General features: G+C 61.6%; 20 protein-coding genes. 17 read left to right on the top strand and 3 right to left on the bottom strand.

Annotation, left to right across the window (positions count from 1 at the left end; genetic code table 11):
- Positions 1–33: 33 nt before the first annotated feature.
- The 12 genes from rplN (at position 34) to map (ending at position 7,217) form a co-directional block, all read left to right on the top strand.
- Positions 34–402 (top strand): 50S ribosomal protein L14, encoded by a 369-nt coding sequence (gene rplN, locus ABIA70_RS03625; protein WP_024366126.1) that lies wholly within the window; start codon positions 34–36, stop codon positions 400–402.
- A 3-nt stretch (positions 403–405) separates the two neighbouring features.
- Complete coding sequence (gene rplX / locus ABIA70_RS03620) at positions 406–765, top strand: 50S ribosomal protein L24 (RefSeq protein WP_354146209.1); 360 nt, start codon at positions 406–408, stop codon at positions 763–765.
- On the top strand, positions 765–1,346 hold the full coding sequence (rplE, locus tag ABIA70_RS03615; RefSeq protein WP_056344366.1) for a 50S ribosomal protein L5: 582 nt from the start codon (positions 765–767) through the stop codon (positions 1,344–1,346). Before rplX ends, rplE begins: the two co-directional genes overlap by 1 nt.
- Positions 1,347–1,441: 95 nt before the next feature.
- Entirely contained in the window at positions 1,442–1,840 is a 399-nt protein-coding gene (rpsH, locus tag ABIA70_RS03610; RefSeq protein ID WP_056425243.1) for a 30S ribosomal protein S8, read from the top strand.
- Between the two features lie 18 nt (positions 1,841–1,858).
- Positions 1,859–2,395: a 50S ribosomal protein L6 gene (gene rplF / locus ABIA70_RS03605; protein ID WP_108599822.1), complete on the top strand. Its 537-nt coding sequence runs from the start codon at positions 1,859–1,861 to the stop codon at positions 2,393–2,395.
- A gap of 2 nt (positions 2,396–2,397) precedes the next feature.
- The gene (gene rplR, locus ABIA70_RS03600) at positions 2,398–2,781 is read left to right on the top strand and encodes a 50S ribosomal protein L18 (protein ID WP_108599823.1); all 384 of its coding nucleotides are present in this window, start codon (positions 2,398–2,400) and stop codon (positions 2,779–2,781) included.
- A complete protein-coding gene (gene rpsE / locus ABIA70_RS03595) occupies positions 2,778–3,506 on the top strand; it encodes a 30S ribosomal protein S5 (protein ID WP_354146208.1) in 729 nt (242 codons plus the stop codon). Before rplR ends, rpsE begins: the two co-directional genes overlap by 4 nt.
- A 3-nt stretch (positions 3,507–3,509) precedes the next feature.
- Positions 3,510–3,716, top strand: a complete 207-nt coding sequence (gene rpmD, locus ABIA70_RS03590) for a 50S ribosomal protein L30 (RefSeq protein ID WP_108599824.1) — start codon at positions 3,510–3,512, stop codon at positions 3,714–3,716.
- Positions 3,717–4,211: a 50S ribosomal protein L15 gene (rplO, locus tag ABIA70_RS03585; RefSeq protein WP_108599825.1), complete on the top strand. Its 495-nt coding sequence runs from the start codon at positions 3,717–3,719 to the stop codon at positions 4,209–4,211. It begins immediately after the preceding gene.
- Between the two features lie 221 nt (positions 4,212–4,432).
- Positions 4,433–5,743 carry a preprotein translocase subunit SecY gene (secY, locus tag ABIA70_RS03580; RefSeq protein ID WP_354146207.1) on the top strand — a complete coding sequence of 437 codons (1,311 nt, stop codon included), beginning with the start codon at positions 4,433–4,435 and terminating at the stop codon, positions 5,741–5,743.
- A 5-nt stretch (positions 5,744–5,748) separates the two neighbouring features.
- Positions 5,749–6,318, top strand: a complete 570-nt coding sequence (locus tag ABIA70_RS03575) for an adenylate kinase (RefSeq protein ID WP_354146588.1) — start codon at positions 5,749–5,751, stop codon at positions 6,316–6,318.
- A 71-nt stretch (positions 6,319–6,389) separates the two neighbouring features.
- The gene (gene map, locus ABIA70_RS03570; RefSeq protein WP_354146206.1) at positions 6,390–7,217 is read left to right on the top strand and encodes a type I methionyl aminopeptidase; all 828 of its coding nucleotides are present in this window, start codon (positions 6,390–6,392) and stop codon (positions 7,215–7,217) included.
- 104 nt (positions 7,218–7,321) lie between these two features.
- Here map and ABIA70_RS03565 read toward each other — a convergent pair whose 3' ends face one another.
- The 3 genes from ABIA70_RS03565 to ABIA70_RS03555 all read right to left on the bottom strand — a co-directional run bounded on the left by ABIA70_RS03565 (position 7,322) and on the right by ABIA70_RS03555 (position 10,619).
- Positions 7,322–8,665, bottom strand: coding sequence for an ABC transporter substrate-binding protein (locus ABIA70_RS03565; RefSeq protein ID WP_354146205.1), 1,344 nt, complete (start codon positions 8,663–8,665; stop codon positions 7,322–7,324).
- A gap of 68 nt (positions 8,666–8,733) precedes the next feature.
- Positions 8,734–9,609: a carbohydrate ABC transporter permease gene (locus ABIA70_RS03560; RefSeq protein ID WP_354146587.1), complete on the bottom strand. Its 876-nt coding sequence runs from the start codon at positions 9,607–9,609 to the stop codon at positions 8,734–8,736.
- Between the two features lie 41 nt (positions 9,610–9,650).
- Positions 9,651–10,619 carry a carbohydrate ABC transporter permease gene (locus ABIA70_RS03555; RefSeq protein WP_354146204.1) on the bottom strand — a complete coding sequence of 323 codons (969 nt, stop codon included), beginning with the start codon at positions 10,617–10,619 and terminating at the stop codon, positions 9,651–9,653.
- Positions 10,620–10,841: 222 nt separating this feature from the next.
- Here ABIA70_RS03555 and ABIA70_RS03550 point away from each other — a divergent pair, with 222 nt between their 5' ends.
- From ABIA70_RS03550 to rpsK, 5 genes are all read left to right on the top strand, one after another.
- Complete coding sequence (locus ABIA70_RS03550; protein ID WP_354146203.1) at positions 10,842–11,768, top strand: P1 family peptidase; 927 nt, start codon at positions 10,842–10,844, stop codon at positions 11,766–11,768.
- Between the two features lie 172 nt (positions 11,769–11,940).
- The gene (gene infA, locus ABIA70_RS03545) at positions 11,941–12,162 is read left to right on the top strand and encodes a translation initiation factor IF-1 (protein WP_009358723.1); all 222 of its coding nucleotides are present in this window, start codon (positions 11,941–11,943) and stop codon (positions 12,160–12,162) included.
- Between the two features lie 69 nt (positions 12,163–12,231).
- Positions 12,232–12,345 carry a 50S ribosomal protein L36 gene (gene rpmJ, locus ABIA70_RS03540; protein ID WP_009358722.1) on the top strand — a complete coding sequence of 38 codons (114 nt, stop codon included), beginning with the start codon at positions 12,232–12,234 and terminating at the stop codon, positions 12,343–12,345.
- A 176-nt stretch (positions 12,346–12,521) separates the two neighbouring features.
- Positions 12,522–12,896 (top strand): 30S ribosomal protein S13, encoded by a 375-nt coding sequence (rpsM, locus tag ABIA70_RS03535; RefSeq protein ID WP_104062624.1) that lies wholly within the window; start codon positions 12,522–12,524, stop codon positions 12,894–12,896.
- A 48-nt stretch (positions 12,897–12,944) separates the two neighbouring features.
- Positions 12,945–13,346: a 30S ribosomal protein S11 gene (gene rpsK / locus ABIA70_RS03530; protein ID WP_018769149.1), complete on the top strand. Its 402-nt coding sequence runs from the start codon at positions 12,945–12,947 to the stop codon at positions 13,344–13,346.
- Positions 13,347–13,450 lie beyond the last annotated feature (104 nt).

Here is a 13,450-nt window from a genome sequence, read left to right as displayed (position 1 = left end):
GTCTGAGAACCGGCGCGACGCAAGGAGTAAATAGTGATTCAGCAGGAGTCGCGACTCAAGGTCGCCGACAACACGGGTGCTAAGGAAATCCTTACCATTCGCGTTCTCGGTGGATCTGGCCGTCGCTACGCAGGCATTGGCGACGTTATCGTCGCCACCGTCAAGGACGCAATTCCGGGCGGCAACGTAAAGAAGGGCGATGTTGTCAAGGCAGTCATCGTCCGTACCAAGAAGGAACGCCGCCGTGCGGATGGTTCCTATATCAAGTTTGACGAGAACGCAGCTGTGATCCTGAAGGCTGACGGTGACCCCCGCGGTACCCGTATCTTCGGACCGGTTGGTCGTGAACTCCGTGACAAGAAGTTCATGAAGATCGTTTCTCTGGCTCCGGAGGTGCTTTAGTCCATGGCTAAGATCAAAAAGGGTGACCTGGTTCAGGTCATCACTGGCGCCAAGGCTGAGCGCGGCGGCGACAAAGGCAAGCAGGGCAAGGTTCTGCGCGTATTCCCCGAGACCAACCGCGTGTTGGTCGAAGGCATTAACCGCGTAACCAAGCACACCAAGGTCGGTCAGTCGCAGCGCGGCACCAAGACCGGTGGCATCGAGGTTGTCGAAGCTTCGATCCACATCTCCAACGTGGCTCTGGTTGACCCGTCCACCAAGAAGCCCACCCGCGTCGGTTTCCGCACCGAGTCTGTTGAGCGCAATGGCGTGAAGCGGGACGTGCGGGTTCGCGTGGCCAAGAGCTCCGGGAAGGACATCTAATGACTGAGACTCTCGAGACTCCGGCAGCGAAGATCGTTCCTCGTCTGAAGACCAAGTACGCCGATTCCATCAAGAGCACGCTCGTTGAGGAATTCAAGTACAGCAACGTTAACCAGGTTCCCCGTCTGGTGAAGGTCGTTGTGAACATGGGTGTTGGAGATGCCGCCAAGGACTCCAAGCTGATCGACGGCGCTGTCCGCGATCTGACCCTGATCACCGGCCAGAAGCCGCAGGTAACCAAGGCCCGCAAGTCGATCGCACAGTTCAAGCTGCGCGAAGGCATGCCCATCGGCGCACACGCTACCCTGCGTGGAGACCGCATGTGGGAATTCCTGGATCGTCTGGTCACGCTGGCTCTGCCCCGTATCCGCGACTTCCGCGGCCTCAGCGGCAAGCAGTTCGATGGCAACGGCAACTACACCTTCGGTCTGACCGAGCAGGTTATGTTCCACGAAATCGACCAGGACTCCATCGACCGCGTTCGTGGCATGGACATCACCGTCGTAACCACTGCCAAGACCGATGACGAAGGCCGCGCGCTGCTTAAGGCGCTTGGTTTCCCGTTCAAGGCCGAAGACTAATCTAACTACGTAACAGGTCCTTCGGGGCAGCCGGACGCAGGCAACTGCGCCAGTGCCACCGAGGAAACCGTTATGAGGAAGGGCAAGAGCCCACCATGACAATGACAGATCCTGTCGCAGACATGCTTACGCGTCTGCGCAATGCAAACTCGGCATACCACGATTCCGTGTCCATGCCGTACAGCAAGCTCAAGGCACGCGTTGCCGACATCCTGAAGGCTGAAGGTTACATCGCCTCCTGGAAAGAAGAAGACGCTGAGGTTGGCAAGAAGCTGACCCTCGAGCTCAAGTTCGGACCGAACCGCGAGCGTTCAATCGCTGGCGTTCGCCGTATTTCCAAGCCGGGACTGCGCGTTTACGCAAAGTCCACCAACCTCCCGCACGTGCTCGGTGGCCTGGGTGTCGCAATCCTGTCCACCTCTTCCGGCCTCTTGACTGATAAGCAAGCCGGCAAGAAGGGCGTGGGCGGCGAAGTCCTCGCCTACGTCTGGTAACGGGAAAGGAAGAGAATAATGTCACGTATTGGACGTCTCCCCATCACCGTTCCCGCCGGCGTTGAGGTCAAGGTTGACGGCTCTGTCGTCAGCGTCAAGGGCACCAAAGGCGAGCTGAACCACACTGTGGCCAGCCCGATCGAGGTTTCCCTGGATGCAGACACCCTGACTGTCGCCCGCCCGAACGACGAGCGCGCCTCCCGTTCACTCCACGGCCTGACCCGCACCCTGATCTCGAACATGATCGAGGGCGTTACCAAGGGCTACGAGAAGAAGCTTGAAATCGTTGGTACTGGTTACCGCGTTCAGGCCAAGGGATCTGACCTTGAGTTCGCTCTCGGCTACAGCCACCCGGTAAATGTTTCCGCACCGGACGGCATCACCTTTGCAGTTGAGACCCCGACCAAGCTCTCTGTTTCAGGAATCAACAAGCAGCAGGTCGGCGAGGTTGCTGCCAACATTCGCAAGCTGCGGAAGCCGGACCCCTACAAGGGCAAGGGCATTCGCTACGCAGGCGAAGTCATCCGCCGCAAGGTCGGAAAGGCTGGTAAGTAACCATGGCCATCTCAATCAATAAGAAGCGTACGAACAAGAGCAAGTCTGCTTCGCGCAGCCGTCGCCAGCTTCGTATCCGCAAGCGCATCTCCGGTACGGCTGTACGTCCTCGTCTGGTCGTCAACCGTTCCGCACGCCACGTATTCGTCCAGGTTGTCGATGACACCAAGGGCCTGACCGTAGCGAGCGCGTCCACTCTGGAAGCCGACCTTCGTGCATTCGAAGGCGACAAGAAGGCCAAGGCCAAGCGCGTTGGCGAGCTCGTTGCCGAGCGTGCGAAGGCTGCCGGTATCGAAGCAGTTGTCTTCGACCGCGGTGGTAACAAGTACCACGGCCGGATCGCCGCCGTCGCTGACGGTGCACGTGAAGGTGGGCTGTCACTGTGACCGAAGCAAACAAGGAAAAGGACACTGTGTCTGCAGATCAGAAGGCGACTGAAGCCGTAGCTGCTCCGGCCACTGAGACCACTGCTCCCGCTGCTGCCGACGACCGCCGTGGTGGCGCTCGTCGTGGCGAGCGTGGAGACCGTGGCCAGGGCCGCGGCGACCGTGGTGGCCGTGGCGGCCGCGACGGCGGCCGTGAAGCTGAGAAGAGCCAGTTCGTAGAGCGCGTTGTCACCATCAACCGCGTTTCCAAGGTGGTCAAGGGTGGTCGTCGCTTCAGCTTCACCGCTCTGGTCGTCGTTGGTGACGGCAACGGTATGGTCGGCGTTGGCTACGGCAAGGCTAAGGAAGTTCCTGCCGCAATCGCGAAGGGCGTTGAAGAGGCTAAGAAGTCCTTCTTCCGCGTTCCCCGCATTGGCAACACCATTCCCCACCGCGTTCAGGGTGAGGCTGCTGCCGGCGTCGTAATGCTGCGTCCGGCTTCCGCCGGTACCGGTGTTATCGCCGGTGGTCCGGTCCGTGCAGTACTGGAGTGCGTGGGCATCCACGACATCCTCTCCAAGTCGCTCGGTTCCTCCAACGCCATCAACATCGTTCACGCGACCGTTGATGCCCTGAAGCGCCTCGAAGAGCCGGCAGCAGTGGCAGCACGCCGCGGCCTGCCCCTCGACGAGGTTGCTCCGGCGGCAATGGTGAAGGCTCTCCTGAACCAGAAGGCGGGTGTCTAAGTCATGGCTAAGAACCTGTTTCCCTCCGACCTTCAGTTGGAGATCACACAGATCAAGTCCGCCATTGGCGGCAAGCAGAACCAGCGCGACACCCTCCGGTCACTGGGCCTGAAGCGGATCGGACACACCGTTGTCCGCACCGCCGATGCCGTGACTGTTGGAATGCTCAACACGGTTCCGCACCTGGTAAAGGTAGAGGAGGCGAAGTAAATGGCAGAGAAGAACACTGCTGAGAAGGCACAGAGCGCCAACGCTGAGAAGCAGAACGCCCTGAAGGTTCACCACCTGCGTCCCGCCCCGGGTGCCAAGACCGCCAAGACCCGCGTTGGTCGTGGTGAAGGTTCCAAGGGTAAGACCGCCGGCCGCGGTACCAAGGGTACGAAGGCCCGCTACCAGATCAAGGCTGGCTTTGCCGGCGGCCAGCTGCCGCTGCACATGCGCCTGCCGAAGCTGCGCGGCTTCAAGAACCCGTTCCGGGTTGAGTTCCAGGTTGTAAACCTGGACAAGCTCAACGAGCTGTTCCCGGAAGGTGGCGCAGTCACCGTGGAGAACCTGGTCGAAAAGGGTGCCGTTCGCAAGAACCAGCCCGTCAAGGTGCTTGGCACCGGCGACATCACCGTCAAGGTTGATGTCACCGCCCACGCATTCTCGGCCAGCGCCGCAGAAAAGATTGCTGCAGCAGGCGGAAGCACCACCGCGCTCTAGTAGACGGTGGGCTGATGCCCGTTGTACGAAACTCCCGGGATGCAGGGCCGCAAGGCCTTGTATCCCGGGAGTTTCTTCGCGTATTACCCCCGCAATTTCCCGGACGACACCCGCGCGGGGCGCCCCGCTGATTATTCGCAGGGCGCATCCACCCGTTAGACTCGGTTGTTGGGATTATTGATCCCCATCACACCACGCTTATTTACAACTCAGGAGGACGCGTGCTTAGCGCATTTGGCCGGGCCTTTCGCACGCCTGATCTGCGACGCAAGTTGTTGTTCACGCTGGGAATCATCACCATCTTCCGCTTGGGTGCCTTCATTCCCTCGCCTGGTGTGAATTACCAGAACGTCCAGCAATGCTTGCAGAGCGGTCAGACGGCAGGCGGGCTCTACCAGCTCGTCAACCTCTTCAGCGGCGGTGCCTTGCTTCAGGTGTCCATCTTCGCCCTGGGCATCATGCCGTACATCACGGCCAGCATCATTGTGCAGCTGCTTCGGGTGGTCATTCCCCGGTTCCAGGAGCTGTACGAGGAGGGCGCCTCCGGGCAGTCCAAGCTCACGCAGTACACCCGCTACCTCACCATCGCGCTTGGGCTGCTGAACGCCACGACACTGGTGTCGCTGGCACGTTCAGGACAGCTGCTTCCGGGCTGTGCGCTGCCGATCATCCCTGACAGCAGCATCATCACCACCATCCTGCTGATCATCACTCTTACCGCAGGCACCGGCCTCATTATGTGGATGGGCGAACTCGTCACCGAGAAGGGTGTGGGCAATGGCATGTCGCTGCTCATCTTCACTTCCATCGCGGCGACCTTCCCCACGTCCCTGGGCGCCATCTGGAGCTCACAGGGCCCGGGTACCTTCTTCATGGTCCTTGCAATCGGCCTCGTGACCGTGGCCCTCGTGGTGTTCGTCGAGCAGTCCCAGCGGCGCGTCCCCGTGCAGTATGCAAAACGCATGATCGGACGCCGGACCGTGGGCGGCACCAGCACCTACATCCCCATCAAGGTGAACATGGCAGGCGTGATCCCCGTGATCTTCGCATCCTCCATGCTCTACCTGCCGGGACTGATTTCCCAGTTCAACCAGCCCAAGAACGGCGAGCCCATGCAGCCGTGGGTTGAATGGATCAACAACAACCTGACCCGAGGAGACCACCCGATCTATATGGCGCTGTACTTCGCCATGATCGTGTTCTTCACCTACTTCTACGTCGCGATCACCTTCAACCCTGAAGAGGTCTCGGACAACATGAAGAAGTACGGCGGTTTCATTCCTGGTATCCGCGCCGGCAAGCCGACGGCGGATTACCTGCAGTACGTGCTCTCCCGGATCACACTGCCCGGCGCCCTGTACCTGGGCTTCGTGGCGCTGATTCCGCTGGTGGCACTGGTACTGATCAACGCGAACCAGAACTTCCCGTTCGGTGGCACCTCGATCCTGATCATGGTGGGCGTTGGCCTTGAAACCGTCAAGCAAATAGACGCGCAACTACAGCAACGTCACTACGAAGGGCTTTTGCGATGACGAAAATGTTGATTATTGGACCTCCCGGCTCGGGAAAAGGCACGCAGGCGGAACGCATTTCCGAACGCCTCGGCGTTGTGGCCATCTCTACCGGTGACATCTTCCGCGCCAACGTTAAGGGCGAGACACCGCTTGGCATCGAAGCCAAGAAGTACATGGACAACGGCGACTTCGTTCCGGACAGCGTGACCAACAAGATGGTCCGTGACCGCCTGAGCGAGTCCGACGTCGAAGGCGGGTTCCTCCTGGACGGCTACCCGCGCACCACCGCGCAGGTGGATTACCTCGACGGGATCCTCGCCAACAGCGAAGAGAAGCTCGACGTCGTACTTCAGTTGACTGCCGACGACGAGGAACTCGTTCACCGCCTTCTGGGCCGTGCCAAGGAAACCGGCCGGAGCGACGACAACGAAGCCGTCATCAGGCACCGGCTGGACCTCTACCACGAGCAGACCGAAGCCGTCGTGGCCAAGTATGCCGAGCGCGGCATCCTGACCCAGGTGGATGGCATCGGCGGCATCGACGAGGTCACTGACCGCGTCATGAGTGCCATCAAGGCGGCCCAGGCCGCCTGACGCAGGCAAGCAGGATCTACGAGGCTCCTCCCGGCACCCGGGAGGAGCCTCAGCCATTGAGAGGACACACCATGGCCTTCGGCCAGCCCCGTATCGAATACAAAACCAACGCCCAGATGCGCACCATGCATGAGGCCGGACTGGTCCTGAGCCGTGCACTGGATGCCGCCCAGGCCGCAGCGGTGCCCGGCGTGACCACCAAGCACCTGGACGAAGCGTTCGCGGCCGTGCTGAACGAGGCGGGCGCCAAGTCGAACTTCCTGGGTTACCACGGCTTCCCTGCCACCATCTGCACCTCGGTGAACGAGGAAGTGGTCCACGGCATCCCCGGCAGCCGTGTGCTGAACGACGGCGATATCATCTCGATCGACGGCGGCGCCATCGTGGACGGCTGGCACTCCGACTCGGCGCGCACGGTCATTGTGGGCGAGGCTGATCCGGAGGACCAGCGGCTCTCCGACGTCACCCAGGCCGCCATGTGGCGCGGCATAGCGGCGCTGGCCTCCGGGACCCACGTGGGAGACATCGGTTCAGCCATCGACGACTACGTGTCCTCCGTGCCGGGCAAACCGCTGGGGATCCTCGAGGACTACGTGGGCCACGGCATCGGCTCCGAGATGCACATGGCACCGGACGTGCTGAATTACCGCACCAGCCACCGCGGCCCCAGGATCCGGCCCGGGCTGTGCCTTGCCATTGAGCCCATGCTGGTCCGCGGCAGCATTGAAACCGCCGTGCTCGACGACGACTGGACCGTGGTGACCACCGACGGCAAGCGCTCCTGCCAGTGGGAGCACTCGGTGGCCGTCCACGAGAAGGGAATCTGGGTACTGTCAGCCCCCGACGGCGGAGCGGAGCACCTGGTGCCGCTCGGCGTCGTGCCCGTCCCGATTCCCTAGCTTTCGACGCGCAAAGACGCCAAGGACACAGAAAATCCCTGGCGACACCTGAATTCGGGTGTCGCCAGGGATTTTGCGTGTCGCAGAGCAGGCGAGGGCGGGGGTCAGTTCAGCTTAGGCTTGACGTCCTTGGTGTAGATGCCTTCCAGGGCTTTCTTCAGTTCGGCCATGGTCGCCTTGACGTTTCCCTGCTGGGTGAGGATCTTCGCAGCGGCCTTGGCCATCTCCTGGTCGGCGCCGGGGAGGAAAACCCGGGCGCGGTCCTGGACCTTGGTCACGGCGAGCTGGTCCATGGCGGTCTTGATCTGGGGCGTCTTCGCCAGCACCGCAGTCATGTCTGCCGAGGTACGGGTGGACATGTACCCGGTGGCGGCGGAGAAGGCTGCCGTGTTTTCCGGCTCGGTCATGAATTTGATGAACGTGCCGGCGGCCAGCTGCTCTTCCTTCGTGATCCCGCTGGGGATGCCCAGTCCGGCACCGCCGGTGGGGCACACTCCGCTGGTGGCTTTGGGGCCGCCCGGGAGGAAGCCGACGCCTACGTTGAAAGTGGCTGAGTTCAGCACGCCCAGGAGCGAGCCGGTGGAGGAGATGGTGGAGGAGGTCAGGCCCGCCGAGAAATCGTCGGCCGCTTCCTTGGAGGAAACCCCTGCCCAGTTGTGCTTGTAGATGGAGTCCTGTGCCCACTGGAGGGCTTCGACGGATTCCGCCGAGTCACAGGTGATCTCCCAATCCTTTGACCAGGCACCACCCCAGCCCCAGAGGTTGTTTTGCAGGGTCCAGCCGGCGTAGCCGGCCAGTGCCGGGTAGATGTACGCGTACTGGGCTCCGGAGGATGCCTTCAGCTTGGGTGCCCACTCGCCGAATTCCTGCCAGGTGGCGGGTGCGCGGTCCGGCAGGCCTGCGGCCTTGAAGTGGTCCTTGTTGTAATAGAACAGGGGAGTGGAACGTCCGTAGGGGAGTGCCCACTGCTTGTTGTCGTACTTGTAGTCGTCCACAAGGGACTTGCGGAAGTCGTCAACTTTGATGTCCAGTGCCTTGATGAGCCCGTCCACCGGAATGATGCTGCCGTTGGTGAAGTAGCGGAACCACCAGACGTCGGAGAGGACCACTACCCCGGGAAGCCCTGTCTTGGCCGCCTGGGATGTCTGGAACTTCTGGGCGATTTCCTCGTAGTTCGCGCCTGCGGTGACCAGGTTGATCTTGATGTCGGGGAATTTGGCGTGGAATTTCTCGATGATTGCCTTTTCCACGTCCTGTGACTTGCCGGGGTGGTTGCTCCAGAAATCGATCTTCGCCGCCGGCTTCACACCGCTGAAGTCGATGTCTGCTGCTTCGCTGGCGGCCGGGGTGCCTCCCGTGTTGGGTCCGCCGCAGGCCGAAAGTGCCGCCGCGCCGGCGGTGGCGCCGGCCAGTCCGAGGAAAAGCCTCCGGTCAAGATTTGTTGCCATCATGGTTCCTTTCGATTGTTTCGTTGAGGATTTCGCTTCTGATGTGAAGTACGACGGCGGCCGGCGGGTCAGCCGGTGACGCTGCCTTGGGTGAGCCCGGCAACGATGTAGCGCTGCAGGGCTGCGAAAACGATCAGTATGGGAACAATGACCAGGACGGCGCCCGCCATGAGGATGCCCCACCCGGAGGCGTTGCTTTCGGAGTTCTGCAGCAGGGTCAGCCCCACTGGCAACGTCATGGTCTCCGGGCGGTCGGTGATGATGAGCGGCCAGATGTACTCGTTCCACTCACTGACCACCGTCACCAGTGCCACGGTGGCGATGGAGGGAACGGACACGGGCACCACAATCTGCCACATGCGCCGCCAATGGCCCGCGCCGTCAATCTCGGCGGATTCCAGGATGGAGGCCGGCAGGGTCATGAAGTGCTGGCGCAGGAGGAATGTCCCGAACGCTGTGCCCAGCCCAGGCAGGATGATGCCCCAGAGGGTGTTCTTGCCTCCCATGCCCGCGATCAGGATGTAGTTGGGCAGGATGGACACCTGGGGCGGCACCATCAGGGCCACGAGAATCAGCATGAAGATGACGTTCTTGAACGGGAACCGCACGAACACCAGCGCGTAGGCGGTCAGGATGGCCAGCAGCACCTTCACGGTTGCGCCCACCACGGTCACGATCGTGCTGTTGATGAAGAACTGGGCGAACGGCACAGTAGTCATCGCGATGTTGTAGTTCGTGAAGTTGAGGCTTTCCGGCAGGATCTTCAGGTCCATGGTGATGATCTCGCCGGGCTGCTTGAACGAGCTCAGGATCATCCACAGCAGGGGCAGGAAGACCACCAGTGTGGCGATGATCAGCGGAATGTAACCGCCGGCAATCGTCCTGATCAGGTTCGGGAGCGAGAACGGACGGTCCCGGGGGACGAAAGGTTCGGGTTCGGCCACCGGAGGGAGTGTGGGGTCAGGGTTGACCGGCGATAGCGAACTCACGAGTAATGCACCTTCCGTTCCACGAACCGCAGCTGGAGGACAGTAATGACCAGGAGGATGGCGAAAAGGACAACGGAGATCGCGGCCGAGTACCCGGCCCGGTTGAACGCGCCGAAGGCCTGCAGGTACGCCTCGTAGATCAGGGTGCTGGTGCCGGTTCCCAGGGGGGTCATGATCCGGATCAGGTCAAAGGCCTGGAGGGAGCTCAGCATGGTGGTGATGAGGAGGAAAAAGGTGGTGGGGGACAGCAGCGGGACGGACATGCTGAGGAACCGCCGGAAGCCGTTTGCCCCGTCCAGCGCAGCCGCCTCCATCACGTCCTGGGGAAGCGACTGAAGGCCGGCCAGATACACCACCGCACAGTAGCCCAGGTTCTTCCAGACATAGACCAGGATGACCATGACCAGGGACAGTTGCGGGTCGTTGATCCATTGCGGGCTCTGCTGGCCGATGCCACGCAGTATCCAGGCCAGGACTCCATAGCCCGGGTCGAAGATGAACAGCCACACCAGGCCCACCCCCACGCCGGAGAGCACATAAGGGGCGAAAACGGCAGAGCGGGCAAACGTCGTCCCGCGGACCCTGGAGTTCAGTGCCAACGCTATGAGCAGCCCCAGCACCATGGAACCGCCCACCGTCACCAGCGTGAACACTGCGGTGGTCCCCAGTACCTTCGAAGCGTCGTCGCTGCTGAAGAAGGTGACGTAATTCTCGATCCCCACCACGGTTGCCGAGGCGGACCCCAGCGTCCAGTCGAGCGTTGAGTAGTAGATGTTGCTGATGAGCGGACGGTAGGTAAACACCGCAATCAGCAAGAGGTTGGGAAGGGCCAGGGCAAGAAAAACGAAGAAGTCACGGCGGGAGCGGCCAGACCAGCGTCGTCGGCGCAGTTCTCTCGCCGTGCCGGACGGTCCGGGTGGTGCCGGCGGGCTGGTCGATGGAGTCGAATCGAGTTGACGGGTCATTCGGTTCTCTAACGGACGGGGCCTGCTTGTGGCTGGCCGGCGGGCAAGGGATCTAGCCATACTTCACCACAGAGATGGTGGGCAGGACCCTCGCACAAGCCCTCGTCAGAGGTTTATTGTTGAAGGCTTCATCGCCCGCTAATGCTGTGTTCGTTGCAGTATTGCACAACGTTCGCTTTTAGGCCCGGATGTCCAGTCCTCCTATACAGCACAATGGGAATCATGGGAGCGATCACGGACGTGCAGGGGATACGGGTGGGCCATGCCGGGAAGACCGGGGACGGGTGGCTGACCGGAGTCACGGTGGTGCTGCCGCCGCCAGACACGGTGGGGTCGGTGGACGTCGGCGGGGGAGGCCCCGCCACCCACGAGACCGACGCCCTGGACCCCACCACGCTGGTGACGACGGTGGACGCCGTTGTCCTCACCGGCGGCAGCGCCTACGGACTGGCTTCCGCCCACGGCGCCCAGCAGTGGTGTGAGGAGAACGGCCGGGGTTTCGCCGTGCCCGGGGGAGTCGTCCCCATCGTTCCCGCCGCTGCCATCTTCGACCTGGGCCGCGGCGGCAACTTCTCAGCGCGCCCGACGGCGGACATGGGCTACGCGGCGACCCTCGCCGCCGCCGCGCAACCGGAAGGGCACGACGTCGAACGCGGCAACGTCGGCGCCGGTACCGGGGCACTCATCGCCAGGACGTACAAGGGCGGCCTGGGCACAGCCTCGGCCACCCTCGAGAACGGGGTAGTGGTCGGGGCGTTGGCCGTGGTTAATGCGCTTGGGCTGCCTGTGGTTGCTCCGGGGAATCCCGAACCCAGCGACGCCCCAGGACTCAACACGACGCTGGTGGTCGTCGCTACCAACGCCGTCCTGGATGTGGCCGAGTGCAAGCGGACGGCGTCCGCAGCACAGGCCGGTATTGCCCGGGCTCTGAATCCGAGCCACACCCTGGCGGATGGCGACGTGGTCTTTTGTTTGGCCACGGGGGAGGTTGCGCTGGACCGGAGCACCGAAACTGCCCGGCAGGTGAGCCTGATTACCCTGCAGAGTGCGGCAGCCGACGTCGTACGCCTGGCGATCCTTGACGGGGTGCAGAGCGCGGAGACGGTGAGCACTCCTGCCGGCGAATATGGTGCGTTCGGCGGTCTGTAGGTTAGTATTCTCGATTTAACATTTACGGGGATAAAGGGTAGTGTTGCTTGTTGGTTGTCTGCCCTGCTGTGCCCTGTTTGGGGCCAGAGGTGACAACCGATCCAACAAAAACGTTCGTGGTCATGTCCGGTGCAATCCGGCGGGGCCGCGGCAACAACAGTTAGCGGAGGGTATGGCCAAGAAGGACGGGGTCATTGAGATCGAGGGCGTTGTGACTGAGGCGCTGCCTAACGCGATGTTTCGCGTTGAGCTCACCAACAAGCACATCGTACTTGCGCACATCTCAGGCAAGATGCGCCAGCACTACATCAGGATTCTCCCTGAGGACCGGGTAGTGGTGGAACTGAGCCCGTATGACCTCACTCGGGGTCGTATCGTCTACCGCTACAAGTAAATTCTGGGCAGCCTCAGCATGAGCTGAGCGCTGCTCCAGTTGACCAACTGCCACACGCAAAGGAATGCCATGAAGGTCAAGCCGAGCGTCAAGCAGATCTGCGAAAAGTGCAAAGTGATCCGCCGTAATGGCCGGGTCATGGTGATCTGCGAGAACCCGCGCCACAAGCAGCGCCAGGGCTAATTTCCCCTCACGGGAAATCCTGGGTTGCTAACCCACGCAAGTAAATAAAAAGGCAGCACAAGCTGAACTGGGACGTATGGGCCCGGACAGCTAACCCCCGGTCGGAGGCTGGGGCCGCACAGAACGTGCGGGTGTACTGCCTACGACCTCCGGTTTATTCAAGGAGCACTGCCACTATGGCTCGTCTCGCTGGCGTAGACATTCCCCGCGAAAAGCGGTTGGAAATTGCGCTTACTTACATCTACGGCGTGGGCAAGACCCGTGCACACGAAACCCTGGCTGCCACTGGCATCAGTGCTGACGTCCGCGTTAAGGACCTCACTGACTCCCAGCTGGTGGAACTTCGTGACTACATTGAAGGCAACTACAAGGTTGAGGGTGACCTTCGCCGCGAAGTAGCAGCAGATATCCGCCGCAAGGTTGAAATCGGCAGCTACGAAGGTATCCGCCATCGCAAGGGCCTGCCAGTACGCGGACAGCGTACGAAGACGAACGCACGTACCCGCAAGGGCCCGAAGCGTACCGTGGCCGGCAAGAAGAAGGCCCGTTAAATCCCTCGGGATTAACCGGCTCCCCAATAACTTTCTGTAGGAGAAAAAATGCCCCCGAAGACTCGTGGCGCGGTTCGCAAGCCGCGTAAGAAGGACAAAAAGAATATCGCGCTGGGCCAGGCGCACATCAAGAGCACTTTTAACAACACCATCGTGTCCATCACGGACCCGAACGGCGCTGTTATCTCTTGGGCTTCCTCAGGTGAGGTTGGCTTCAAGGGCTCACGCAAGTCCACCCCGTTCGCTGCCCAGATGGCTGCCGAAGCTGCTGCCAAGCGCGCTCAGGAGCACGGCATGCGCAAGGTTGACGTTTTCGTCAAGGGACCGGGTTCAGGCCGCGAGACCGCAATCCGCTCGCTGCAGGCCGCTGGCCTGGAGGTTGGCTCCATCCAGGACGTCACCCCCGCAGCGCACAACGGCTGCCGTCCGCCGAAGCGCCGCCGCGTCTAAGGCTTTTCCAGCAGCAGGAGCTTGCCCGGACCGTGGATGGTCGGGGCAAGCCCAGCCGCGTTAAGTCTTCAGACCGAATTTCCACCACCTGTGTTGCGTCATAT

This window comes from Arthrobacter sp. 754, assembly GCF_040548695.1.
In the GTDB taxonomy this organism is placed as follows: Bacteria; Actinomycetota; Actinomycetes; order Actinomycetales; family Micrococcaceae; genus Arthrobacter.
This window is presented reverse-complemented; position numbering and strand designations above follow the sequence as displayed.

What these genes read in the sequence shown, in the direction of transcription:
- rplF (WP_108599822.1), top strand. Translation starts at nt 1,859, where the DNA reads ATGTCACGTATTGGACGTCTCCCCATCACCGTTCCCGCCGGCGTTGAG.
- rpsM (WP_104062624.1), top strand. Translation starts at nt 12,522, where the DNA reads ATGGCTCGTCTCGCTGGCGTAGACATTCCCCGCGAAAAGCGGTTGGAA.
- rpsK (WP_018769149.1), top strand. Translation starts at nt 12,945, where the DNA reads ATGCCCCCGAAGACTCGTGGCGCGGTTCGCAAGCCGCGTAAGAAGGAC.
- ABIA70_RS03565 (WP_354146205.1), bottom strand. Translation starts at nt 8,665, where the DNA reads ATGGCAACAAATCTTGACCGGAGGCTTTTCCTCGGACTGGCCGGCGCC.
- ABIA70_RS03550 (WP_354146203.1), top strand. Translation starts at nt 10,842, where the DNA reads ATGGGAGCGATCACGGACGTGCAGGGGATACGGGTGGGCCATGCCGGG.
- ABIA70_RS03555 (WP_354146204.1), bottom strand. Translation starts at nt 10,619, where the DNA reads ATGACCCGTCAACTCGATTCGACTCCATCGACCAGCCCGCCGGCACCA.
- infA (WP_009358723.1), top strand. Translation starts at nt 11,941, where the DNA reads ATGGCCAAGAAGGACGGGGTCATTGAGATCGAGGGCGTTGTGACTGAG.
- ABIA70_RS03575 (WP_354146588.1), top strand. Translation starts at nt 5,749, where the DNA reads ATGTTGATTATTGGACCTCCCGGCTCGGGAAAAGGCACGCAGGCGGAA.
- rplX (WP_354146209.1), top strand. Translation starts at nt 406, where the DNA reads ATGGCTAAGATCAAAAAGGGTGACCTGGTTCAGGTCATCACTGGCGCC.
- rplO (WP_108599825.1), top strand. Translation starts at nt 3,717, where the DNA reads ATGGCAGAGAAGAACACTGCTGAGAAGGCACAGAGCGCCAACGCTGAG.
- map (WP_354146206.1), top strand. Translation starts at nt 6,390, where the DNA reads ATGGCCTTCGGCCAGCCCCGTATCGAATACAAAACCAACGCCCAGATG.
- rpsH (WP_056425243.1), top strand. Translation starts at nt 1,442, where the DNA reads ATGACAATGACAGATCCTGTCGCAGACATGCTTACGCGTCTGCGCAAT.
- rplR (WP_108599823.1), top strand. Translation starts at nt 2,398, where the DNA reads ATGGCCATCTCAATCAATAAGAAGCGTACGAACAAGAGCAAGTCTGCT.
- rplE (WP_056344366.1), top strand. Translation starts at nt 765, where the DNA reads ATGACTGAGACTCTCGAGACTCCGGCAGCGAAGATCGTTCCTCGTCTG.
- rpmJ (WP_009358722.1), top strand. Translation starts at nt 12,232, where the DNA reads ATGAAGGTCAAGCCGAGCGTCAAGCAGATCTGCGAAAAGTGCAAAGTG.
- rpmD (WP_108599824.1), top strand. Translation starts at nt 3,510, where the DNA reads ATGGCTAAGAACCTGTTTCCCTCCGACCTTCAGTTGGAGATCACACAG.